The organism is Spirillospora sp. NPDC052242, from assembly GCF_040679555.1.
Lineage (GTDB): Bacteria > Actinomycetota > Actinomycetes > Streptosporangiales > Streptosporangiaceae > Spirillospora.
Genome location: NZ_JBFAUZ010000033.1, coordinates 1 through 22,303, shown reverse-complemented (window position 1 = coordinate 22,303; position 22,303 = coordinate 1). Strand labels below are relative to the sequence as shown.

General features: G+C 74.7%; 21 protein-coding genes. 5 read left to right on the top strand and 16 right to left on the bottom strand.

The features are described from left to right. Positions 1-57: 57 nt before the first annotated feature. Positions 58-810: a Crp/Fnr family transcriptional regulator gene (locus tag AB0L25_RS25555; RefSeq protein ID WP_500175203.1), complete on the top strand. Its 753-nt coding sequence runs from the start codon at positions 58-60 to the stop codon at positions 808-810. Positions 811-892: 82 nt separating this feature from the next. Here the strand turns inward: AB0L25_RS25555 and AB0L25_RS25550 are convergent, their stop codons facing one another. Next, the gene (locus tag AB0L25_RS25550; RefSeq protein WP_500175202.1) at positions 893-1,303 is read right to left on the bottom strand and encodes a DUF3291 domain-containing protein; all 411 of its coding nucleotides are present in this window, start codon (positions 1,301-1,303) and stop codon (positions 893-895) included. Positions 1,304-1,407: 104 nt separating this feature from the next. On the opposite strand from AB0L25_RS25550, the gene AB0L25_RS25545 reads away from it, so the two are divergent. Then, positions 1,408-1,968 (top strand): TetR/AcrR family transcriptional regulator, encoded by a 561-nt coding sequence (locus AB0L25_RS25545; protein ID WP_500175286.1) that lies wholly within the window; start codon positions 1,408-1,410, stop codon positions 1,966-1,968. Here AB0L25_RS25545 and AB0L25_RS25540 read toward each other — a convergent pair. From AB0L25_RS25540 to AB0L25_RS25500, 9 genes are all read right to left on the bottom strand, one after another. Further along, complete coding sequence (locus AB0L25_RS25540) at positions 1,965-3,392, bottom strand: TROVE domain-containing protein (RefSeq protein WP_500175201.1); 1,428 nt, start codon at positions 3,390-3,392, stop codon at positions 1,965-1,967. The genes AB0L25_RS25545 and AB0L25_RS25540 overlap by 4 nt on opposite strands. Positions 3,393-3,516: 124 nt before the next feature. Continuing rightward, positions 3,517-4,140, bottom strand: coding sequence for a hypothetical protein (locus AB0L25_RS25535; RefSeq protein ID WP_500175200.1), 624 nt, complete (start codon positions 4,138-4,140; stop codon positions 3,517-3,519). Between the two features lie 124 nt (positions 4,141-4,264). Then, on the bottom strand, positions 4,265-5,311 hold the full coding sequence (gene nrfD / locus AB0L25_RS25530) for an NrfD/PsrC family molybdoenzyme membrane anchor subunit (RefSeq protein WP_500175199.1): 1,047 nt from the start codon (positions 5,309-5,311) through the stop codon (positions 4,265-4,267). Next, on the bottom strand, positions 5,308-6,225 hold the full coding sequence (locus tag AB0L25_RS25525; protein ID WP_500175198.1) for a 4Fe-4S dicluster domain-containing protein: 918 nt from the start codon (positions 6,223-6,225) through the stop codon (positions 5,308-5,310). The genes nrfD and AB0L25_RS25525 overlap by 4 nt, the downstream gene beginning before the upstream one ends. A 137-nt stretch (positions 6,226-6,362) precedes the next feature. Continuing rightward, complete coding sequence (locus AB0L25_RS25520) at positions 6,363-7,574, bottom strand: cytochrome P450 (RefSeq protein WP_500175197.1); 1,212 nt, start codon at positions 7,572-7,574, stop codon at positions 6,363-6,365. A 16-nt stretch (positions 7,575-7,590) separates the two neighbouring features. Then, entirely contained in the window at positions 7,591-8,538 is a 948-nt protein-coding gene (locus tag AB0L25_RS25515; RefSeq protein WP_500175196.1) for a PDR/VanB family oxidoreductase, read from the bottom strand. 175 nt (positions 8,539-8,713) lie between these two features. Further along, positions 8,714-9,673 carry a fumarylacetoacetate hydrolase family protein gene (locus tag AB0L25_RS25510; protein ID WP_500175195.1) on the bottom strand — a complete coding sequence of 320 codons (960 nt, stop codon included), beginning with the start codon at positions 9,671-9,673 and terminating at the stop codon, positions 8,714-8,716. Positions 9,674-9,687: 14 nt separating this feature from the next. Next, positions 9,688-10,629, bottom strand: a complete 942-nt coding sequence (locus tag AB0L25_RS25505) for a VOC family protein (RefSeq protein WP_500175194.1) — start codon at positions 10,627-10,629, stop codon at positions 9,688-9,690. 14 nt (positions 10,630-10,643) lie between these two features. Further along, positions 10,644-11,762, bottom strand: a complete 1,119-nt coding sequence (locus AB0L25_RS25500; RefSeq protein WP_500175193.1) for an FAD-dependent monooxygenase — start codon at positions 11,760-11,762, stop codon at positions 10,644-10,646. Positions 11,763-11,978: 216 nt separating this feature from the next. Here AB0L25_RS25500 and AB0L25_RS25495 point away from each other — a divergent pair, with 216 nt between their 5' ends. Beyond that, a complete protein-coding gene (locus AB0L25_RS25495) occupies positions 11,979-12,272 on the top strand; it encodes a DUF3303 family protein (protein WP_500175192.1) in 294 nt (97 codons plus the stop codon). Positions 12,273-12,330: 58 nt separating this feature from the next. Here AB0L25_RS25495 and AB0L25_RS25490 read toward each other — a convergent pair whose 3' ends face one another. Then, positions 12,331-13,473: an acyl-CoA dehydrogenase family protein gene (locus AB0L25_RS25490; protein ID WP_500175191.1), complete on the bottom strand. Its 1,143-nt coding sequence runs from the start codon at positions 13,471-13,473 to the stop codon at positions 12,331-12,333. A gap of 72 nt (positions 13,474-13,545) precedes the next feature. Here AB0L25_RS25490 and AB0L25_RS25485 point away from each other — a divergent pair, with 72 nt between their 5' ends. Further along, complete coding sequence (locus AB0L25_RS25485) at positions 13,546-14,130, top strand: TetR/AcrR family transcriptional regulator (protein ID WP_500175190.1); 585 nt, start codon at positions 13,546-13,548, stop codon at positions 14,128-14,130. Between the two features lie 156 nt (positions 14,131-14,286). Here AB0L25_RS25485 and AB0L25_RS25480 read toward each other — a convergent pair whose 3' ends face one another. The 5 genes from AB0L25_RS25480 to AB0L25_RS25460 form a co-directional block, all read right to left on the bottom strand. Beyond that, positions 14,287-14,886, bottom strand: a complete 600-nt coding sequence (locus AB0L25_RS25480) for a GTP-binding protein (RefSeq protein WP_500175189.1) — start codon at positions 14,884-14,886, stop codon at positions 14,287-14,289. Next, positions 14,867-15,241, bottom strand: a complete 375-nt coding sequence (locus tag AB0L25_RS25475) for a DUF742 domain-containing protein (protein ID WP_500175188.1) — start codon at positions 15,239-15,241, stop codon at positions 14,867-14,869. The genes AB0L25_RS25480 and AB0L25_RS25475 overlap by 20 nt, the downstream gene beginning before the upstream one ends. Before the next feature lie 11 nt (positions 15,242-15,252). After that, entirely contained in the window at positions 15,253-15,693 is a 441-nt protein-coding gene (locus tag AB0L25_RS25470; RefSeq protein WP_378295936.1) for a roadblock/LC7 domain-containing protein, read from the bottom strand. Next, a complete protein-coding gene (locus tag AB0L25_RS25465; RefSeq protein ID WP_500175187.1) occupies positions 15,690-18,260 on the bottom strand; it encodes a sensor histidine kinase in 2,571 nt (856 codons plus the stop codon). Before AB0L25_RS25465 ends, AB0L25_RS25470 begins: the two co-directional genes overlap by 4 nt. A 322-nt stretch (positions 18,261-18,582) precedes the next feature. Next, a complete protein-coding gene (locus AB0L25_RS25460) occupies positions 18,583-19,419 on the bottom strand; it encodes an LLM class F420-dependent oxidoreductase (RefSeq protein ID WP_500175186.1) in 837 nt (278 codons plus the stop codon). A 192-nt stretch (positions 19,420-19,611) separates the two neighbouring features. Between AB0L25_RS25460 and AB0L25_RS25455 the strand changes: the two genes are divergently transcribed. Beyond that, entirely contained in the window at positions 19,612-22,146 is a 2,535-nt protein-coding gene (locus AB0L25_RS25455) for an ATP-dependent Clp protease ATP-binding subunit (protein ID WP_500175185.1), read from the top strand. Positions 22,147-22,303 lie beyond the last annotated feature (157 nt).

Sequence of the window (22,303 nt, the reverse complement as noted above, 5' to 3'; positions counted from 1 at the left end):
GCACCGCGGGTTTACCGTTCGGGTGACGGATCCGCACCCGCCGCGCAAGGAGGACCGTTGGCCCCGCACGCGTCCTCCCCGCATCCCGGCTTCTGGCCCGCGCTCGACGCGGCGCAGCAGGCCGCGCTCCGCGCCGTCGCGCGCGTCCGGCAGTTCGGGGCCCGCGCGCCGCTCGTCTACCAGGGCGACGAGTCCGACCACGTGATCGTGATCGAGCGGGGCTGGGCGAAGGTCACCGCGACGACCGCGGACGGCCACGACGTCGTGCTCGCCGTGCGCGGGCCGGGCGACCTCATCGCCGAGAGCGCCGCGCTGGGCGGCCGGACCCGCTCGGCGACGGTGACGGCGCTGTCGCCGATCCGGGCGCTGGTCGTCCCGGCGTCCCGCTTCACCGGCTTCCTGGAGTCCCACCCGGACGTGTGGCGGCTGGTCACCGGCACGTTCGTCAACCGGCTCGACGACCACGACCGCCGCCTGCAGGCGCACGCCGCCGCCCGCGGCGCCCGCCGGCTCGCGCTGCTGCTCGCGCAGCTCGCCGAACGGTCCGCGCAGCACGTCCCGCCCGCCCGCGACGGCGCGATCGAGATCGGCCCGCCGCTGTCCCAGGCCGAGCTGGGCAGCTGGACGGACGCGTCCCGCGAGACGGTCGCCCGCGCGCTCACCGTGCTGCGTCGCGCCGGGCTGATCCGCACCGGACGCCGCCGCATCACCGTCCTCGACCTGCCGGGCCTGCACGAGTACGCCGCCCAGGACCCGGAAGACGAACTCGACGCCCCGAACTACCCCGGCCCATCCCGCCCCGCCGACTGACGGCGGTTTCCGCCGGGCACACGCCCGAGCATCCGCGTCCGTGAGGCGGGCGGCGGGGGCGCCGGGGCCGCCGCCCGGTGCGTCATGTCCGTGCCGCGGGCTCCTGGGCCTTTGCGGTGAGGCGGTGTTGGGCGTCGGTCCAGTCGAGCGGCAGCTCCGAGCCCCGGACGTTCCAGAACACGAAGGTCGAGTCGCGCATCACCGCGCGCTGGCGGCGCATGGTGGACCGGTGCGGTTCGGCGGCCGCGTAGGCGCGCAGGGCCTCGTCGTCGCGCCACGCGGACAGCGTCCAGAACGTCCGCTTCGCCGGTTCGGCCTTGAGCGTGAACCCGTGCGCCCCCGGCGCCGTGCGCGCCTGCCGCAGCAGCCGCAGCGAGGCCAGGAAGAAGCCCGGGACGTGCCGGAGCGAGCGGACCTCGAAGCGGGAGGCCATCACCACCACTTCGGCGTCCGGGGCCGCGGCCTCCCGGGGGATCCAGGGCAGTGTCGGCATGTTCCCTCCTCGACGGCAGTGCATCTAGTCGATGACTAGATTGCCTCGCGAACCGCCAACTTGTCAATGGCAAGATAGGATCGGGGTGACCGAGGGAGGACACCATCGAGCAGCCGAGCTACCACCACGGGAACCTGCGGCGCGCCGTCCTGGACGCGGCCGCCGACGCCATCGCCGAGTCGGGCCCGGCCGGCTGGAGCCTGCGCGAGCTGGCCCGCCGCGCGGGCGTGTCGCACGCCGCGCCCGCCCACCACTTCGGCGACAAGACGGGCGTGCTGACCGCCGTGGCCGCCGAGGGCTACACGCGGTTCGCCGACGCCCTCGAGGCGGCGGGCGACGACCTGCACGACATCGGCCTGGCCTACGTGCGCTTCGCCGTCGACCACCCCGCGCACTTCGCGGTCATGTTCCGCCCCCAGCTCTACCGGCCGGACGACCCCGAACTCGCCGCCGCGCGCGTCCGCGCGGACGCCGTCCTCACCTGGGGCGTGCGCGGCGTCGCCCCCGACGGCGGCCGGGACGCCGACGGCACCGCGGCGCTCGCCGCGTGGTCGATCGTGCACGGCTTCGCCGACCTGTGGCTGAGCGGCGCGCTGCCCGCGGACCTGGGCGACGACCCGGTCGCCGCCGCGGGGCCGATCATCGGCCACCTGTTCCGCACTTAGAACGGCCAGCGCCCCCGCCGGGCGTCCTCGATCAGCGGGACGACGCCGAGCGCGGCGTCGGACAGGCCGTGGAGATCGACCCGGCCGGGTGCGGGAGGCCGCACGTGGTCCGGCCAGTGCTCGGCCGTCCACGCGTAGACCGGGACGCCCGCGCCGAGCTCGTCCGTCCCGTGGAACTCGACGGCCACGACGCGGTCGTGTCCGCCGAGGGCGCGGGCGACCGCCGCCGGGTCCGACCGCCGGGCGTCGCCGAGGCCCGCGGCGGGCCAGCGCAGGCGGCCGTGCAGCGGCGACTCGCCCGGGACGACCGGGAGCGGCTCGCCCTCCCCGGTCACCACGTCGGCGGACGCGCAGCGGAGGGCGAGGGCGAGGGCGAACACCGCGCCCGCGGCCGTCACGTTCCCCGCCACGACCAGGGTGCGGCCGGGGATCAGGGGGAGAACGGGCAGGTTCACCCCGGCGGCGTCCTCCAGGATCGGCCCCCAGCGCTGATCCGCGACACCGTCCCGGGCGGCGGCGAACCGCAGCGGCAGCAGCCCGGACGCGCGCACCTCGGCCGGATCGGCGAGCCGTTCGGCGATCTCCATCGCGGTGTCGAACGAGATCCCCGCGGCGTCGAACCGGCGCAGGCCGTCCAGCAGGTCGGGCAGCGGCATGCGCGGGATCAGCCGCTCCCAGTCGTCCCGGCGGAGGCGGCGGCCCTGCGCGCCCGCCTTTTGCCGCCACGACCGGGCCGGGGCGGCGGGGACGCGGCGGCGCAGCGCCAGCCGGAACACCTCGGCCTGCTCCGCGTCCCGGGGCCGCGGATGGACGAGCGAGATCACCTCGCCGAACCGCGGCGGCCGGGCCGCCCGGAGCCCGCCGCGCACGGTCAGCGTGGGCCGCAGGAACGGCGGGATCGACAGGTGGCGGCCGCCGGTGTCGTGGAGGGCGAGGGCGCGCTCGTCGTAGAGGCGCGTGACGGCGTCGGCGACGCCCCGCTTCAGCGGCTTGGGCAGCGGCTTCCTGTGGGCCCGCAGCCAGTGACCGAGCATGAGCCCCGGATCGTGCGGGTGCCGCAGCACGGACGCGACGACCCGCCGCGGCGTGCTCGCGGGCCCGTGCGGCGGCCGTTCCCGGACGAACGCCGCCGCGCCGACCAGCGCGGGGTACCGCATCGGGGTCGCGGTGCGGAGCCAGCCGAGGAACGCGGCCGTCCACGCGGGGTCGGCGCGCGCCGCCTCCCGGACGAGCCCGGTGAAGCGCTCGGCGTCGCCCCTCGGCCACGCGGAGATCACGTCCTCGTAGCCCACGCGGGCGAGCGTCGTGACGAACAGCTCCTCGAACGGGCCGTCGATGGTCGCCTCCTTCCGGGCCTGCCGGACCTGCCGGGCCCGGCGAGCGGGGGAGCGCGCCCGAGAACCGTCGGCGGCGGGCTGGTGCACCGGCGAGTCGCGGGCCTTCGCCCCGTCCGAGGCGGAGACCCCGCTTCTCCCCTTTCGCGAACCGCGGCCTGCACACCGGGCGCGCTCCCGTGCGGGAGCCTAGAGCCCGCCACCGACAGAACGGTCAGAACGCCGGGGCGGTGCGGTGCCTGCGGCGCCGGTAGCGCGGCAGCCAGCTGCGGCGGCAGACCAGCCGAATCGGGACCGGCTGGAGGCCCAGCACCGCGCGGCACGTCGGCTCGGGCGCGCCGTCCAGCAGCCAGGGCAGGAAGAGCCGGAGCCCGCGGACGCCGATCTCGTGCCGGAACTCGACGTCGAAGGTGCCCCACTCGAACGCCGTGAGGCTGTCGTGGATCAGCGGCAGGACCTCCGCCTCCTTGTGGTCCAGGAGGGCGTGCACCGCCTTCCGGAGCTCCCGCGCGTACGCGGCGAGCACCCGCGCGTCGTGGTGCTCCACCGCCGCGTCCACCGCGTCGATCAGCGGGACGACGCGGAGCGCCAGGGCGTCCATCGCGTCGAGCGCGGCGGCCCGTCCGGGCGGCCCGCCGGGCACGTGCCGCATCACCGACCACAGCGCCCGCCGCTCGGCGGCCTGCTGCGCCCGCCAGTGCAGCGCGAACAGCGCCCACACGTCCGCCGCCGCCGGGTCGGTCCCGCCCTCCGCCGCCAGCCAGTCGGCGTCGCGGCGGAACGCGCCGTACGCGGCGTGCAGCATCGTGAGGTCGAAACGTCCCGGTGCGTCCCGCATGTGCTTCATCTACCCCGCAGACCGTGTACCTACCGGCCCCGCGCCGCTCCCGCGGCCCCGACGGCTTCAGCGTACGACGCCCCCCGCACGGTGATCATCCGGGGCGGGCCCGTGCGGCGGACGGTCACGCGGGCTCGGCCGCGCGCTCCCGGATCCGCTCCCGCTGCGGCACCACCGTGTACTTCGGGTCCTCCGCCGACCGCATGCCCGCGTGGAACACGCCGAACCGGGTGCAGGCCGAGCCCGCCAGCAGGGCCGCGCCGGCGAGCGCCGCCGCCGTCCGGTTCCGGCCGCCGAGCAGCGCGCCGCCCGCCGCGCCCGCCACCGTGAGCGCCTGCGCCGCGCGCATCAGCCGCCCGCCCGTGCCCTCCCGGTAGTTCTCGGCGATCATGCCGAGCCGCCGCTCCATCAGCTTCGTCGCGCCCAGCTCGAGCGCCGCCCCGCACACCGCGGCCGTCCGCATCGGAGCCGTCTCACGGGGCGGCGCCGCGACCAGCGCCATGCCGGACGCCGCGATCGCCGCCGACCCCACGAACACGAACGGCAGCTCCCGGAACCCCTCGTGCCAGGCCGGGACGGCCGTGTCGGCGGCCAGCACGGCCGTGTAGGCGGCGACGCCCGGCCCGAAGGCCGCCGCACCGGCCGTGGCGGCGTGCCCGAGCCGCGGGAACAGCCCCGTGACGTCCAGGACGGCCGCCGCGCCCGCCAGCGGGCCGTACGCCGCCAGCAGCCACGAGCCCATGCTCATCGGCGACGTCGGCTTCATCACCCGCAGCATGTTGTAGAACCGCCCGGGGCGGCCCAGGTCGTGGATCAGCGCGGCGGTCGAACCCGAGATCGCCGCGAGCGAGGACGCCTTCAGCGCCCGCGCCGCCGCCGGACGTCCGGTCCAGTGCGCCCCCGCGGCCAGCACCGACCCGGCCCCGGCGAGCCCGCCGAGGAAGAAGTACCCCGCGATGTCGGCGGCCTTCCAGACCGGCGGGTTCAGGATCGGCTTGCCGTAGTACGAGCGGAATTCGGCGTCCGGCACCATCGCCCGCTCGCCGCGGCGGCCCCGGCGGCCGCCCCGGCCGCGCCGTCCGTCCGGGCGGTGCCCGCCCTGCCCGATCATCGCCTCCCGGCCGGGCCGCGCCCCGCCGATCCCCTCGCGGCCCACGTCCGACGTGCTCATCGCGCGCCTCCCCGCGGCCCGTGGACGGCGAACACCGCGGCGAGCCCGCCGGCCAGCGCGGCCGCCGCCGCGCCCGCGTGCCGCCACATCGACGGCAGATCCCGCGTGGTGACGACCGGGTCGGGCGGCAGCCCGTACACCTCCGGTTCGTCCAGCAGCAGGAAGAACGCGCCGTCGCCGCCGACCCCGTCCTCCGGATCGTGCCCGTACAGGCGCGCGTCCTCCACGCCCATGCCGTGCAGCCGCTCGACGCGCATCGCGGCCCGCTCCCGCAGCTCGTCCAGCGGGCCGTACTGGATGGAGTCGGTGGGGCACGCCTTCGCGCACGCGGGTTCCATCCCCGCCCCGAGCCGGTCGTAGCACAGCGTGCACTTCCACGCCCGCCCGTCGCCCTTGCGCTGGTCGATGACGCCGTAGGGGCACGCGGGGATGCAGTAGCCGCACCCGTTGCAGATGTCCTCCTGCACCACCACCGTGCCGAACTCGGTGCGGAACAGCGAACCGGTCGGGCAGACGTCCAGGCACGCCGCGTGCGTGCAGTGCTTGCAGACGTCCGACGCCATCAGCCAGCGCATCCCGCCGTCGCCCTCGGCGGACGGGACGCCCTCGGCCTCGGGCCGCGACGACACCGGCCGGTCCTGCTCGATGAACGCGACGTGCCGCCAGGTGTCGGCGCCGAGCCCCTGCGTGTTGTCGTAGGACATGCCCGTGAACTCCAGGCCGTCCTCGGGCACCGCGTTCCACTCCTTGCAGGCCACCTCGCACGCCTTGCAGCCGATGCACACCGACGTGTCGGTGAAGAAACCCGTCCGGGGAGGCGGGTCCCGGTGACCGGCGTCGCCCGCCACGTCGGGTTCCGGTCCCGCGAGCAGGTTGCGGCCGACGAGCGTCCCGTCGGATCCGGAGCGGCCCATCCGACGACCTCCATCCCGGTGGTGCACGGCGCTTGCCCCATGGCGGCTCGGTCCATGGCGGCTTGCTGCATGGCGCCGCCCGCCGCACGGCGCGCGCGGCGGGCGGAGTGCCTGCACCCTTCCCGGGACGCGGCGCGCTACACGTGCACCCGCACCGGAAGCGACTCCCACGCCCGCAGCGTGTTGTTGTGGTGCCGCCGCGGCGTCCCGGCGAGCTCGAACCGCTCGACCCGCCGCGCCAGCGCCGTCAGCAGCGCCTCCGACTCCAGCCGGGCGACGTGCTGCCCGACGCACTGGTGGATCCCCATCCCGAAGCCGACGTGCCCGGACGGGTCGCGCCGCAGGTCGAACGCGTCCGGATCGTCCCACCGGCGCGGGTCCCGGTTCGCGGCGCCGAGAAACATCAGGATCTTGCGGCCGTCCGGGACGACCGTCCCGCCGATCTCCCGGTCGCCGACCGCCGTCCGGAAGAACGTCTGCACCGGCGACTGCCACCGGACGGCCTCGTCGAACGCCGTCCGCGCGAGCCGCGGGTCCCGCCGGACCCGCGCCCACTCGTCCGGGTGCACGGCGAACGCGTACAGCACCGCCGCGAGCCCGTGCACGGTCGTGTCGACGCCCGCCGACAGCAGCGACCGGACGATCAGCGGCGCCTGCTCGCGGGTGATGTCGCCGCGGTCCGCAGCCGCCCAGATCGCGGCGCCGAACCCGCCGGGCGCCAGCCGGTCCCGGGCGCACTGCGCGTTCACCCACGCGGCGATCTCCCCGACCCGCGGCAGCCCCTTGCGCACCAGGTCGTTCGACGGCCCGAACGAGTTGAACAGGTGGTCGCCGTACGGCAGGAGGTTCTCGCGCCCCTCCTTCCCGAGCCCGACCGCGTCCGGGAACACCCGCAGCGGGAACGCCTCCGCGAGCGCCGGCACCGCGTCGAACTCCCGCTCCGCCAGCACCTCGTCGACCAGGGTTTCCGCGTCCGCCAGCCACCGCTCCCGCAGCCGCCCCAGCGCGCGCGGCCCGACCACCTTCGACAGGACGGCGCGGGGCGCGTCGTGTCCCGGCGGATCCGCCTCCAGCAGCAGACTCGGCGGCCGCCACGGCTTCTCGTGCCGGAAGTTGCTCAGCCCGACCCCGGCCGCCGACTGGAACCCCTGCCAGTCCACCAGCGCCGCGTGAACCTCCTCGTACCGGGCCATGGCGTACACGTCGTACTTCGTCAGGTACGTGACGGGCCCCGCCTCTCGCAGCGTCTCGTGGAAGGGACCCGGGTCCTCCAGGACCTCGTGCGAGAACGGGTCGGCGTCGATCTCGGCGATGCTCGTTCGGGAGATGCTCGTTCGGGCGTTGCTCATTCGGGCGTTCCTCTCTTCACAGGTCCAGGACGAGACGCTCGGTGCGCGACCGCGACACGCACGGGAACATGCAGTCGCCCGCCGCCCGCTCGTCGTCGTCGAGGATCGAGTCCCGGTGGTCGGGCTCGCCGTCGAGCACGGTCGTCCCGCACGTCCCGCACAGCCCCTGCCGGCACGACGACAGCACCCCGGCGGCCGCACCGCCGATCGCGTCCAGCACCGACCGCCCCGGCGGCACGGTCACCGTCACCCCCGACCGCTCCAGCCGCACCTCGAACGGCTCGTCCCGCGCCGGCCCGCCGTCCCGGGCGGCGAACCGCTCCGTCCGCAGCGACCCGCGCGGGCCCGTCCACCGTTCCTCGACCGCCGCCAGCAGCCCGGCGGGCCCGCAGCAGTACACCTTCGTCGCGGGATCGCAGCCGCCCAGCCGTCCGTCGAGGTCGAGCGGGCCCCGCTCGTCCTGCGGCACCACCTCGACCCGGTCGCCGAACCGCTCCAGCTCGTCGACGAACGCCATCGACGCCCGCGTCCGACCCCCGTACAGCAGCCGCCACCGGATCCCGAGCAGCTCCGCCGTCCGCGCCATCGGCAGCAGCGGCGTGATGCCGATGCCGCCCGCGACGAACAGGTACCGGTCCGCGGGGACGAGCCGGAAGTTGTTGCGCGGCCCGCCGATCGCGACCCGGTCGCCCACCGCCAGCTCGTCGTGCACGAACGCCGAACCGCCCCGCCCGTCCGGCTCCCGCAGCACCCCGATCCGGTACGCGTGCGCGTCCCACCGGTCGCCGCACAGCGAGTACTGCCGGGTCACCCCGTTCGGCAGGACGAGGTCGATGTGCGCGCCCGGCGCCCAGTCGGGCAGCCGCCCGCCGTCCGCGCGCGCCAGCGTCAGCGCCACGACGCCGTCGGCCGCGGCCGTCTTCGCGACGACCCGCAGCTCGACGGAGGTGTCCGCCACGGTCACGATGGTCCTCCTCACGTCCCGAAGCCCGGGACCACGAGGATCGTCCGCCCGCACCGGCGCGGCCCACGCCCTTCTCACCCAATGAGAAACAAAGTGGCCCCGCTCACACCCGCGCTCGACGCGGCGGCGCCGCCGGCCTGGGGCCGGCGGCGCCGTGGGGTGGGTCTCAGCGGGGTCAGGGGCGGGTTCGGGGGCGCCTGCGGGCGGGCGGGACGGGCGGCGCGGGGCGGCCCTCGACGACGCGGTTCGACACCGCGCCGATGCCCTCGACGGTGAGGGTGACCACGTCGCCGGGGCGCAGCGGCGGCGGGTCGTCCCGCCCGCCGCGCACGCCCCACAGCTCGGCGAGGCAGCCGCCGTTGCCGCAGGTGCCCGAGCCGAGGACGTCGCCGGGGCGCACCCGGGTGCCGCGCGACGCGTAGGCGACGAGGTCCTCGAACGGCCAGCCCATGTTCGACAGCAGGTCGCGGCCGACGACCTCGCCGTTGACCTCGGCGGTCAGCGCGAGCCGCAGGAACCCGTCCGCGTCCCGGAACGGCTCCAGCTCGTCGGCGGTGACGAGCCACGGGCCGAGCGTCGTCGCGAAATCCTTGCCCTTGCAGGGGCCGAGGCCGACCCGCATCTCCCGGGACTGCAGGTCGCGCGCCGACCAGTCGTTGAAGATCGTGTACCCGGCGATGTGGTCCCGGGCCGCGTCCGGCGACAGGTCGCCGCCCGCCCGGCCGACCACCGCGGCGACCTCCAGCTCGAAGTCCAGCTCCGCGCAGCCCGGCGGGACCGGCAGGTCGTCGCGGGCGCCGATCATCGCGTGCGGGTTCGTGAAGTAGAACGTCGGCGCGTCGTACCAGGCGTCCGGGACGCCCGCCGCGCCGTCGACCGCGCGGCGCACGCCCTCGACGTGCTCCTCGAAGGCGACGAAGTCGCGGACGGACGGCGGTTCGACGGGCGGCAGCAGCCGCACGTCCGCGACGTCCACGGGCGGGCCGTCCGGCTCCGGCGACGCACCGGGACCGGACGGGCCGAGGACGTCCAGGAGGTCGATCAGGCGAGTCCCGTCCGGGAACGGCCGGATCGTCCCGGATTCGACGATGCCGCAGCGGACGCGGCCGGCGTGCTCGAAGGTGGCGAGGCGCATGCGGGCTCCCGGGATCAGACCGGCGGGGCGACGAACACGCCCCGGTCCGGATCGTTGAACGACTCCTTCGCCACCAGCTCGTTCATCGGGTTGGCGGTGCCCCACTGGTCGGTGACCTCGGGCCGCGAGAAGTCGTACACGTGCGGGTGCCAGGCGTCCTCGTCGAGCGTCTCCAGCTCGGTGGTGTACTCGACGGTGTTGCCGTGCGGGTCGAGGAAGTACGAGAACGTGTTGTCGCCCGCCAGGTGCCGGCCGGGCCCCCAGATCATGCGGACGCCCGCGCGCAGCAGCCGTCCGGTCCCGTACATGTACTCGTCGAGCCCGCGCATCTCGAACGAGACGTGGTGGACCGACGCGTGCGGCCCCTTCGCGATCGCCATGCTGTGGTGCTGCGGGTTGCAGCGCATGAAGTGCATGACCTCGCCCATGTGCGGCGACGACAGCGTGTCGCTGAGCGCGAAGCCGAGGTGCGTCTCGTACCAGCGGCGGGTCGCGTCGATGTCGGGGGAGTTCAGCACGACGTGCGACAGACGCACCGGGACGGCCTCGCGCTCCTCCAGCCTCCGGTGCGCGCGGACGGCGACGTCGGCCGACACCTCGATCGTTCGGCCGTCGACGTCGAAGAACCGGAAGCCGTAGCCGCCGCCGGGCGTCCGCAGGGTGTCCGGCTCGGTGATCAGCCGGACGCCCGCGGCCCGCAGCCGCTCGGCGAGCGCGTCCACCTCGGCGGGCGACGCGGCGCCGAACGCGACGAGGTCGAGCCGCTTCTCGGCGTCCTCGCGCAGCCGGACGATGTACTGCTCGGGCGACCCCTCGGCCGCCAGGAACGAGATGCCGGAGTCGTTCGCGACCTCGGTGAGGCCCCAGACGCCGGCGTAGAACTCGCGCTGCCGCTCGTAGTCGGGCACCGCGAGGTCGACGTGTCGCAGATGGGTGATGAGACGGTCGGGCATCATGCCTCCTTGCGAGATCAGGGACGTTCGGTGACGAGGGCGGCGATCCGGCCCATCAGGCCGGGCACGTCGGCGTCCGGGGACGGGTTCAGCTGCCACTCGCCGAGCTGGACGGACGCCTCCACGACGGCCTTCGCGCGCTCGTACCGGCGGTCCATGAACGCCTCGAAGACGTCCGGGCCGGGGCCGCCGGCGGCGAGCAGCAGTTCGGCGAGGACGGCGGCGTCCTCCAGGCACTGCGCGGCGCCCTGCGCGAGGGTGGGCGGGCAGGCGTGCGCGGCGTCCCCGATCAGGACGACCCGCCCCCGGCTCCACGGGCGCTCGACCAGCAGCGACTCGAACCACGTGTAGTTGATGCGGTCCGGGTCGGTGATGTCGTCGCGGATCTCCTCCCACACCCCGCCGTACGCCTCGGCGAGCGCCCGCATGTGCGCCGGCTTGTCGGCGTCCGCGATCGACTCGCGCGGGCGCGCCCGCTCGACCAGGTACGCGTACATCGTGTCGGGGCCGGTCGGGCAGTACCCGGCGATGAAGCACGCCCCGCCGTAGATGAGGTCGGTCCGCTCGACGTGCTCCGGGCGCCGCGTGTGGACGCGCCAGATGCCCATGCCCGTCGGCACCGGCTCGGTGTCGATCCCGATGAGCCGCCGCACCGCCGACCGGACGCCGTCCGCGCCGACCACGAGGTCGTACCGCGCGGCCGTCCCGTCCGACAGGTGCGCCACGACGTGGTCGCCGCGGTCGTCGAGGGCGTCCACGGTCGACCCGAACCGGATGCGGGCGCCCGCGTCGCGCGTCGCGTCCGCCAGGATCCGGTTCAGGTCCGGCCGGTACATCCCGATGGTCGCGGGCAGGTCGGGGCCGCCGGTGCGGGCGTCCGGGATCTCCGCCAGGAGCGTCCCGTCCGGTGCCCGCAGGCCCAGCACGTCGAACGCGAACCCGGCCGCCGCGACCCGCTCCCAGACGCCGAGGTCGCGCAGCACCCGCAGCGCGTTGCCCTGCAGCGTGATCCCGGACCCGAGCGCCGTCGGCCGCGCGCCGAGCTCGGCGACGTCGACGGCGACGCCCGCGCGGGCCAGCAGGGTCGCCAGCGCGGGACCCGCGGTCCCCGCGCCGACGATGAGGACGTTCTCCACGACGGCTCCCTTCGGTCGGTGGTCCAACCTTGGGTCACCGCCCACTGATCAGGGAAATCGATTCCCCGTATGCAGTCCATCCGTCCCGTGGATGATGCCGGGCGGTGGGCCGGCCGGGCGGTTTATCCGGGGCGCCCGGGGAGACGCTGACGGCGACGTCGCGGGGGTTCCAGCGAGCGCGGGGGCGCGCCGCCCCCGGCGGCCTGGGGGAACGCGATGAGAATGATGTTGAGGGCACGCCTGGACACCCACATCACCAACGAGCTGCTCGAGAACGGCACGATGGCGCAGCTCATGCAGTCGATCCTTGAGCAGCTCAAGCCCGAGGCGGCCTACTTCCACCCCTACGAGGGCGGGCGCACCTGCACGCTCGTCTTCGACATGCAGGACAGCTCCCAGCTGCCCGCCATCACGGAGACGTTCTTCCAGAAACTCGGCGCGGAGATCGAGATCCACCCGGCCATGAACGTCGAGGACATGCAGGAGGGGCTCGCCGCCCTGCGGAAGTGACCGCGCAGGACCCGACGGCACGCCGCCGGTCCGGCGGCGTGCACCCCTCCGGCGGGGCTCAGCGCGCCAGGTGCCGGGAGATCACGAGCCGCTGGATCTGGTTCGTCCCCTCGAAGATCTGCATGACCTTGGCCTCGCGCATGTTGCGCTCGACCGGGAAGTCGCGCGTGTAGCCCGCGCCGCCGAGCACCTGCACGGCGTCCGTCGTCACCTTCATGGCGTTGTCGGTCGCGACCAGCTTCGCCACCGACGCCTCCCGCCCGTACGGCCGTCCCGCGTCCTTCAGCCGCGCCGCCGCCAGGTACGTGGCCCGCGCCGACTCGACCGCCGCCGCCATGTCGGCCAAGACGAACGCGAGCCCCTGGTGCTCGATGATCGCCTTGCCGAACGCCTCCCGCTCCTTCGCGTACGCGACCGCCGTGTCGAGCGCCCCCTGCGCGAGCCCCGTCGCGACCGCCGCGATGCCCAGCCGTCCCGCGTCCAGTCCCGCCAGCGCGATCGACAGCCCCTGCCCCTCGCGCCCGATCAGGTGGTCCGCCGGGACCCGGACGCCCTCCAGCCGCACCGTCGCGGTCGTCGAGCCCATCAGGCCCATCTTGTCCTCGGGCGCGTCGAACTCCAGCCCGGGCGTCCTCGCCGGCACGTGGAAGCACGAGATGCCGCGCGCCCCGTCGTCGGACGTCCGCGCCATCACCGTGTAGAAGTCGGCCTTCCCGCCGTGCGTCGTCCACGCCTTCGCGCCGGTCAGCACGTAGGAGTCGCCGTCCCGGACGGCCTTCGCGCGCATCGCCGCCGGGTCCGACCCCGCGTGCGCCTCCGACAGGCAGTACGCGCCGAGCCGCTCGCCCGACAGCATGTCCGGCAGCCACCGCGCGCGCTGCTCGTCCGTCCCGAACGAGAACAGCGGGAAGCACGACAGCGCGTGCACGCTCACCCCGACGCCCACGCTCGCCCACACCGCGCCGATCTCCTCCAGGACCTGCAGGTAGACCTCGTACGGCTGGGCGCCGCCACCGAACTCCTCGGGGTAGGGGAGCGTCAGCAGCCCCGCCCGCCCCAGCGTCGCGAACACGTCGCGCGGGAACTCCCCGGTGCGCTCGGCGTCCGCGACCCGCGGCGCCAGCTCCTTGGCCGCGATCTCCCTGGTCAGCGCGATCAGGTCCGCCGACTCCTCGGTCGGCAGGTGGCGGGTGGCGGGCATGGGCGGCTCCTCTCGTCACCCCGACGGTACCAAAACGGGTACCGGTGAACCCATTTTGGTACTGTTCCCGCCATGACCTCGGTGGACGGCACCCCCCGGACCCGCGCGGAACGCCGCCGCGCCGACCTCGTCGACCGCCTCACCGACCTCTTCCTCGCCCGCGGCTTCGCCGGCCTCGGCGTCGCCGACCTGGCCGCCGAGCTGCGCTGCTCCAAGAGCACCCTCTACACGGTCGCCGCCAGCCGCGAGCAGATCATCGTCACGGTCGTCCGCGCGTTCTTCCGCCGCGCCACCGAGCGCGTCGAGGCCGCCCTGGACGCCGTCCCCGCCCGGCAGGGCCCGCGCGAGCGCGTCGGCGCCTACCTGCGGGCCATCTCCGCCGAGCTCGCGCCCGCGTCCCCCGCCTTCTTCGCCGACCTCGACGCGTTCCCCCCGGCCCGCGAGATCTACAAGGAGAACACCGGCTTCGCCGTCCGCCGCGTGCGCCGCCTGGTGCGCGAGGCGTCCCCGGACGCCGACGCGGCCTTCGTCGGCGCCGTCGCCGGCCAGGTCATGGAGTCGATCCACCGCGGCGACATCAAGGCCCAGACCGGCCTGGACGACTCCGCCGCCTACGCCGCGCTCGCCGCCCTCATCGTCGCCCGAATCCAAGCCTGACCCCGCCCGACCACGACACCGCGCCCCGTCCGGAACGCCCCGGCGGCGCGTCTGTGCCCGGCCGGAAGGAAAGGGCACTGCGCCTGTACCCGGCCGGTGCCCAACTCCGAGCGGGCACGTCGGCCCCGGCGGCCGGAGCGGAGCGGAGGCCGCCGGTCAGTACCCGGCCTGGTGGAGCGAGTGTTCGACCAGGGTCACCAGGATGCTCTTGGCGACGTCCGGACGGCGGACGTCGCACAGCACCACGGGCACGTGCGGGTCGACGTCGAGGGCGTCGCGGATCTCCTCGACCGAGTAGCGGCGGGCGCCGTCGAACACGTTCGCGGCGACCACGAACGGGATCTCGCGCTGCTCGAAGAAGTCGATCGAGGCGAAGCTCGTCGTCAGCCGCCGGGTGTCGACCAGGACGACCGCGCCCACCGCGCCGTAGGCGATCCGGTCCCACATGAACCAGAACCGCTCCTGGCCGGGCGTGCCGAACAGGTACAGCCGCACGCCGCCGGAGAGGGTGATGCGGCCGAAGTCCATCGCGACGGTCGTGGTGGTCTTGCCCTCCACGCCGCGCAGGTCGTCCACGCCGGTGGAGGCGTCGGTGAGCGTCTCCTCGGTGCGCAGCGGGCGCACCTCGCTGACCGCGCTCACCAGCGTGGTCTTCCCGACGCCGAACCCGCCCGCCACCAGGATCTTCAGCGTGTGCAGCGGGACGTCGTCGTCCCGCGCGGCGGTGGGGACGGCGTCAGAGGCGGCGAAGTTCATCGAGCACTCTCATCAGTAGCCGGGGGTCGGGTCGGTCGGCCTGCCGGGCCTGCTGCACCTCTTCGATGAGGCCGTAGTGGTGCAGGTCCTCCAGCAGGATCTGCACCACCCGGAACGGCAGGTCGGTCTCCGAGGCCAGGTCGGCGGGGGTGGAGGGCCGCCGGCACAGCTCCAGCAGCGCGCGCTGCTCGCGCGACAGCCAGACCCGCTCGCCCGGGGGGCGGCCGGTCGCGACCAGGACCGTGACCAGGTCGAGGACGAGCCCGCGGGTGCGGGTCCGTCCGCGGGTCATCGCGTACGGCCGCACGACCGGGCCCGCGTCCCGGCCGATCCAGCGTTCTCTCGGCGTCTCCACGGCCGCCCGCCTCAGCCGGAGGCGCCGGCCCGCATCGCCGGGTCCTCCGGGCCGGACGAGCGCGGCGCCGTGCCCAGCTGGCGCCGCACCCGCTTGATCAGCATGGTGGTCTCGTAGGCGACGAGGCCAGCGTTGCCGCCCGCGTCGCTCAGCACGGCCAGGCAGCTGCCGTCGCCCGCCGGCATGATGAAGAACAGCATGCCGTCCAGCTCGACGACGGTCTGCCGCACGTGCTTGGCCTGGAAGTGCTCCCGGGCGCCGTTGGCCAGGCTGTGGAAGCCCGACGACAGCGCCGCCAGGAACTCGGCGTCCTTGCGCGTGACGCCGCCCGAGGCGCCCATGACCAGGCCGTCGCGGGACAGCAGCACCGCCTGGTGCACCTCGCCGACCCGTTCGACCAGGTCGTCGAGCAGCCAGTCGAGCTCACCGGTCGCGTGCCCCTGCTGCTTCATGATCGCCCCCATTCATCGCGTGGTTCGAGATCGTCCGGTTCGTCGCCCTCGTCCCTGCCGCGCAGCCATCCCGACTGTAGCGAGGACATCAGGTCGCGGCTGAGCTCCGGGCTCGGCTCCGGGAAATCGTCGTCCGCCGGTCCGCCGTCCGGCGGCGCGGGCCGCCGGCGCAGCTGCGGCGCGAGGTTGCGCTGCCGCACCCGCTTGGGGAGCCGGCCGGTCACCTCGCTCGACTCGACCTCGCCCGGTTCGCCGTCCGCACCGGGATCCACCGGGACGGACGGTTCCGCGTGCGTCCCCGCGGCGGGCTCGGCGACCGGGTCGGCGGTCGGCTCGAGGGTCGGCGCCGCGAGGGGCGGGGGCGAGGGCCGGTAGGAGGGCGGGGGCGCGTCGAACGCCACGGCCGGTGCGCCGGACGGACGCGCGTCCGGCGGTCCGGCCGGTTCGGCGGGGGGTTCGGCGGGCGGCGTGTACAGCGGCGTGTAGGTGGGCGCGGGCGGGCCCGTCAGCTCCGGGCGGGCCCGCCCGGAGCCGGGCCGCCCGAGGCGCGGCAGCGACTCCAGCCGGGTGACCGAGGGGCGCCCGGCCGGGCGGACCGGGCCCGCCGTCGCGGACACGACGGGCCGGTCGGCGGCCGCCGCGGGCTCCAGGTCGTCGTCCACCGTGACCAGCGCGTGCGGGACCAGGACGATCGCGGTCGTGCCGCCGTACGCCGACGGCTGCAGCGACACCTTGACGCCGTGCCGGGCGGCCAGCTTCGCGACGACGAACAGCCCGAGCCGGTCGGTGTCGGCGAGGTCGAACTCGACGTCGCTGGCCAGCCGCCGGTTCAGCTCGTCGCGCTCCTCGGCGCTCAGGCCGATCCCGCGGTCCACGACCTCGACGGCCAGCCCGTTGGCGACGGTGTCGACCTTGACGGTCACCTCGGTGGCGGGCGGGGAGAACGCCGCGGCGTTCTCGATCAGCTCGGCCAGCAGGTGGATGACGTCGGCGACCACGCCGCCGATCACGGCGGCCGACGAGGCGCCCGTCACCACGACCCGCGTGTAGTCCTCCACCTCGGCGATCGCGGCGCGGACGACGTCCTCTGCCGGGACCGGGTGGTCCCAGGCCCGCACGGTGGGGGAGCCGGACAGGATGACCAGGCCCTCCGCGTGCCGCCGCATGCGGGTGGTGAGGTGGTCGAGCCGGAACAGGTCCTCCAGCTCCTCCGGGCTGGACGCGCGGCGCTCCATCTGGTCGAGCAGCCGCAGCTGCCGGTGCAGCAGCGACTGGCTCCGCCACGACAGGTTGATGAACACGCGGTTGATGCCGGCGCGCAGCTCGGCCTCCGCGATCGCCTCGCCGATCGCGGTGCGCTGCACCGCGTCGAACGCCTCGCCGACCAGCGCGATCTCGGTCGTCCCGCCGGTCGCGGGCGGGGGCGCGGCGGCGTCGACGTCCACGGTCTCGCCCTTGCGCAGCCGCGCCACGACCGCCGGCAGCCGCTCGTGCGCGAGCCGCTGCGCCGTCTCCTGCAGGCGGCGCAGCTCGTCGGTGAGCCGCCGCGCGAACAGCAGCGACAGCGTCACCGACGCGATGACCGCGAGCAGGCCCAGGCCGCCCGCCGCGTAGAAGCCGAGCATGATCCGGTCGCCGGCGGGCTCGACGTACTCGCGCGACAATGAGTCGTTGGCCCGGACGGCCGCGCGCAGCCAGACCGGGTCGAGCGCCTCGAGGCCGGCGCGCCACTCCCGGCGCGACGGCGCGATGCCGTTGTTGACGACGCCGTTCTCGAGCGTCGTGTACGCGGCGTACTCCCCGGTGTCCGCCAGCCCTTCCATGATCGTGCCGATCTCGCCGTCCGCGCCGGCGCGGCCCAGCGCGAAGAACTGTTCGCGGCTGCCCGCCCAGGACGCGAACGCGGCGCGGCTGACGGTGTCCATCGGCCCGGCCCCGAGCGCCGTCAGCAGCGCGTCCTCGCGGAGCATGAACTCGCGGGCCCAGTAGTTGTGCAGGACGGCGCTGGTGTTCCGGTAGACGACGACGTCGTCCACGCTGACCAGGGTCGTCAGCGTCCGGACGACCGTGTCGATCACCGCGCTGTAGCCGTTGATCGCCGCCAGCGGGGTGGTGCCGCCGATCTCCACCTGCGAGCGCAGCGAGCCGAGGCCGTCGAACGCGCCGGCGTTCCACTCGACGCGCCGCTCCACCGGCGCGTCCATCGCGTCCCGCGTCTCCGGCGACAGGGCGGACGTGCGGAACGCCGCCACCGCCGCGTCCGTCCGGTTCGCGAGTTCCCGGAAGCGCTTCTCGTCGGTGGGGTCGCCGGTCACCAGGGCCCGGACGGCCGCGGCGCGCTCCTGCTGGACCGCCTCGACCGCCGACGTCGCCGGGACGCCGACGTTGGTGTAGACGGTCGAGAAGTCGAACCGCTGCAGGGCGTTGGTCAGCGTGATGGTGGCGGGGACGCTCCACATGACGAGCAGGGAACTGAGCGGGATCGCCAGCAGCAGCGCGATCCGGCGCCGGATGGGGCGCGTGCGCCGCCGCGGGGGCGGCCCGCCGGCGTCCCGTGGGTTCGACACTGCTTCACTCTCCGCGCATTCAAAACGGCCGTCACCAAAGGCCACGGAGCATACTTGCGTTCATTTGAGGAAGGCCAGAGGGGAAGCCGGTTGAGGACAGGCGCGACCCGCATTGTTCACGGAACGCGACGGCATGATCACGTTCGATGGTGCCGAGTTGCATTCGGGAAGGCCGAGGTTGTAGTGAGCAACGGCGCTTGCCCTGCTTCCCGCGCCCGTTCGAACAAAGCAAAAGCGGGACCCGCCCGGCATCGTCGTCCGATCGCCGGGCGCGTCCCGCAATTCCGTCCGCCCGTCCGGCCGTCCGGAAATCGGAAAGGCGTCAGAGCCCGAGTTCCGCGGCGAGCGTCCGCAGCCCCGGAACCGGGTCCTGGTCGTTCTCGGTCAGCAGCTGGACGGCCACGTGATCGGCGCCCGCGTCGTGGTGGGCCTCCAGCGCCGCCGCGACCGCCGCCGGTTCGCCGTGCGGCGCCAGCGCGTCGATGAGGGCGTCGCTGCCGTCGTCGGCGATGTCCTCCTCCGTCCAGCCGAGCCGCTCCAGGTTCGCGGTGTAGTTCCGCAGCTTCAGGTACGGGTTCGCGACCTTGGCCCTGCCGATCGCGCGGGCCCGCTCCGGGTCGGCGTCCAGGACGACCTTCTGCTCGGGCGCGAGCAGCCGCCCGTCGCCGAGCTCGGTGCGCGCCCGGCGGGTGTGCTCGGGCGTCACCAGGTACGGGTGCGCGCCCGCCGCCCGCTCGGCGGACAGCCGCAGCACCTTCGGCCCGAGCGCCGCCAGCACCCGGCCGTCCTCGGGGACGTCCGCGGCGTCCAGCCGGTCCAGGTAGTCGACGATCATCTCATAGGGCGCCCGGTACTCCTGCGTGGCCTCCCGGTGCCCGATCCCGACGCCCAGCACGAACCGCTCGCCGTGCGCGTCCCGCAGCCGCCGGTAGGACGCCGCGGCCTCCTCGGCGGGCGTCGCCCACATGTTCACGATGCCGGTCGCGACCGTGATCCGCTCCGTCGCCGCGAGCAGCCGGTCCGCGACGTCCAGGTCGGTGGGCGAACCGCCGATCCAGACCGCGCCGTACCCGAGCGCCTCCACCTCGCGTGCCAGCTCCGGCGTGAGCTGCGACCACGGCCGCCAGATGCCGTACCGGCCCATGTCGATCTTCGTCATGCTCGCTCCAACATCGCGCCTCGCCGGATCATGCCCGGCCTTCCCCGCCGCCCCACATCTACCGGTCTTCCTGCGCACACGTTCCGTAACCGCGACCCGTGTTTCTCGCACATCCCGACGGGCAGGTCCTCAAGGATCGCGACGACCGGCCCGGGAACCCGGACGGGCCGGGCGAGGGGGAGGTTTTCGACGATGACCGCGGGCTGGTACGGAGCCGGGGGGATGGACCCGTTCGAGGAGATGCTCGCCCGGTTCTTCGGAGCGCGGGCGCACCGCCGTCCCACGGAGCGGGTCAGCATCGCCCGGCTGATGAGCGAACCCGCGCGCGAGCTCGTGCGCGACGCCGCGGCGCAGGCCGCGCAGTGGGGCAGCCTCGACCTGGACACCGACCACCTGCTGTGGGCGGCCACCCGGCAGCAGGGCACCCGGCACTGGCTGGTGCGCGCCGGCGCCGACCCGGACAAGATCAAGAACGAGATCGAGGGGAGCGCCCGCCGCGGCGATCCCCGCGACGTCCCCCCGCAGCTGACGCCGTCCGCCAAGCGCGCGCTGCTGGACTCCCACCAGGTCTCGCGCGCGCTCGGCTCGTCCTACATCGGGCCGGAGCACCTGCTGTTCGCGCTCGCCCTGGACCGCGACTCGCACGCCGGCCGCATCCTGGACGCCGAGCACGTGACGCCCGACGCGCTGCAGAACGCCGCGGCGGGCGGCGGGCACGGGCAGCAGCCCCCCGGCGGGGGCGGCGGCCAGCAGCCGACCGGCACCCCGACGCTCGACGAGTACGGCCGCGACCTCACCGAGTACGCCCGGGAGGGCCGCATCGACCCGGTGATCGGCCGGTCGGACGAGATCGAGCAGACCGTCGAGGTGCTGTCGCGGCGCACCAAGAACAACCCGGTGCTGATCGGCGACCCGGGCGTCGGCAAGACCGCCATCGCGGAGGGCCTCGCGCAGCGCATCGTGGACGACGACGTGCCCGACACCCTGCGCGGCAAGCGGCTCGTCCAGCTCGACCTCGGCGGCGTCGTCGCCGGCACCCGCTACCGCGGCGACTTCGAGGAACGCCTGAAGAAGGTGATGGACGAGATCCGCGAGCACTCCGACGAGCTCGTGATCTTCATCGACGAGATCCACACGGTCGTGGGCGCGGGCGGCGCGGAGGGCGCGATGGACGCCGCCAACCTGCTCAAGCCGGCGCTCGCCCGCGGCGAGCTGCACGTCGTCGGCGCCACCACCGTCGACGAGTACCGCCGCAACATCGAGAAGGACGCGGCCCTCGAGCGCCGCTTCCAGCCGATCATGATCGCGGAGCCGTCCCCCGACGACAGCATCGAGATCCTGCGCGGCCTGAGCGACCGCTACGAGGCGCACCACCAGGTCCGCTTCACCGACGAGGCGCTGGTCGCCGCGGTCGACCTGTCCAGCCGCTACCTCACCGACCGGTTCCTGCCCGACAAGGCGATCGACATGATCGACCAGGCGGGCGCGCGGGTCCGGCTGCGCTCCCACACCATGGACGGCGGCCGCCGCGAGCTGGAGGACCGGCTCGAGCGGCGGCGCCGCGAGAAGGACCAGGCCGTCTTCGACGAGGACTACGAGAAGGCCTCGCAGCTCCGCGACGAGATCGCGAACCTGGAGAGCGACATCGCCGCCGTGCGCACCGACAACAACGGCCACGAGACCGTCCCGGAGGTCACCGCCGAGGACATCGCCGAGGTGGTCTCCCGCATCTCCGGCGTGCCCGTCACCCAGCTCACCCAGGACGAGCGCGACCGGCTCTCCAGCCTCGAGGAGCACCTGCACGAGCACGTCATCGGGCAGGAGGACGCGGTCGCCGCGGTCGCGCGCGCCGTCCGCCGGTCCCGCGCGGGGATGAGCGACCCCGACCGTCCGATCGGCGGGTTCCTGTTCCTCGGGCCCACCGGCGTCGGCAAGACCGAGCTGGCGAAGGCGCTCGCGGAGGCCCTGTTCGGCAGCCGCGACCGGATGGTCCGCTTCGACATGAGCGAGTTCCAGGAGAAGCACACCGTCAGCCGCCTGATGGGCGCCCCGCCCGGATACGTCGGCTACGAGGAGGCCGGGCAGCTCACGGAGGCGGTCCGCCGCCAGCCGTACTCGGTGATCCTCCTCGACGAGATCGAGAAGGCCCACCAGGACGTCTTCAACGTCCTGCTCCAGCTCCTGGACGACGGCCGCCTCACCGACGCGCAGGGCCGCACCGTCGACTTCCGCAACACCGTCGTCATCATGACGAGCAACCTGGGTTCCGAGCTGATCACCGGCCAGGTCGAGATCGGGTTCGGCACGGTCGGCGGCGACGGGCGCGGCTCCGCGCTCAGCGACCGCATCATGCGCCGCCTGCGTGAGGCGTTCCGCCCCGAGTTCCTCAACCGGATCGACGAGATCATCGTGTTCCACCGCCTCGAGGCCGTCCAGCTCCGGCAGATCACCGACCTGCTCCTGGACGAGACGCGCCGCCGGCTCCGCGCGCAGGACGTCACCGTCTCGTTCGGCACCGAGGCGGTCGACTGGCTCGCCGAGCGCGGCTACCAGCCGGAGTTCGGCGCCCGCCCGCTGCGCCGCACCATCCAGCGCGAGGTGGACGACCGGCTCTCCGACCTGCTGCTGTCGGGCGACCTCGCCCCCGGCCGGCACGTCGACGTCGCCGCGACGTCCGACGGCCTGACCTTCGAGATCACCACCCCCGCACCGGCGTCCGCCCCGTAGCGCCGACGCCTCGCGTCCGCCCCGTAGCGCCGACGCCTCGCGTCCGCCCCGTAGCGCCGACGCCCCGCGTCCGGCCCGACGGGCCGGGCGCGGGCCGGGGGGGGGGCTGAAAAAACCCAGGCCGGGGCGGGTGTCCAGGCCGGGGCCGGGGGGGGCG

Excerpts from the sequence above, each read along its gene's own strand:
- AB0L25_RS25550 (WP_500175202.1), bottom strand. The coding sequence starts at position 1,303 with ATGCCGACACTGCCCTGGATCCCCCGGGAGGCCGCGGCCCCGGACGCC.
- AB0L25_RS25535 (WP_500175200.1), bottom strand. The coding sequence starts at position 4,140 with ATGCGGGACGCACCGGGACGTTTCGACCTCACGATGCTGCACGCCGCG.
- nrfD (WP_500175199.1), bottom strand. The coding sequence starts at position 5,311 with ATGAGCACGTCGGACGTGGGCCGCGAGGGGATCGGCGGGGCGCGGCCC.
- AB0L25_RS25525 (WP_500175198.1), bottom strand. The coding sequence starts at position 6,225 with ATGGGCCGCTCCGGATCCGACGGGACGCTCGTCGGCCGCAACCTGCTC.
- AB0L25_RS25520 (WP_500175197.1), bottom strand. The coding sequence starts at position 7,574 with ATGAGCAACGCCCGAACGAGCATCTCCCGAACGAGCATCGCCGAGATC.
- AB0L25_RS25510 (WP_500175195.1), bottom strand. The coding sequence starts at position 9,673 with ATGCGCCTCGCCACCTTCGAGCACGCCGGCCGCGTCCGCTGCGGCATC.
- AB0L25_RS25505 (WP_500175194.1), bottom strand. The coding sequence starts at position 10,629 with ATGATGCCCGACCGTCTCATCACCCATCTGCGACACGTCGACCTCGCG.
- AB0L25_RS25495 (WP_500175192.1), top strand. The coding sequence starts at position 11,979 with ATGAGAATGATGTTGAGGGCACGCCTGGACACCCACATCACCAACGAG.
- AB0L25_RS25490 (WP_500175191.1), bottom strand. The coding sequence starts at position 13,473 with ATGCCCGCCACCCGCCACCTGCCGACCGAGGAGTCGGCGGACCTGATC.
- AB0L25_RS25485 (WP_500175190.1), top strand. The coding sequence starts at position 13,546 with ATGACCTCGGTGGACGGCACCCCCCGGACCCGCGCGGAACGCCGCCGC.
- AB0L25_RS25480 (WP_500175189.1), bottom strand. The coding sequence starts at position 14,886 with ATGAACTTCGCCGCCTCTGACGCCGTCCCCACCGCCGCGCGGGACGAC.
- AB0L25_RS25470 (WP_378295936.1), bottom strand. The coding sequence starts at position 15,693 with ATGAAGCAGCAGGGGCACGCGACCGGTGAGCTCGACTGGCTGCTCGAC.
- AB0L25_RS25460 (WP_500175186.1), bottom strand. The coding sequence starts at position 19,419 with ATGACGAAGATCGACATGGGCCGGTACGGCATCTGGCGGCCGTGGTCG.
- AB0L25_RS25455 (WP_500175185.1), top strand. The coding sequence starts at position 19,612 with ATGACCGCGGGCTGGTACGGAGCCGGGGGGATGGACCCGTTCGAGGAG.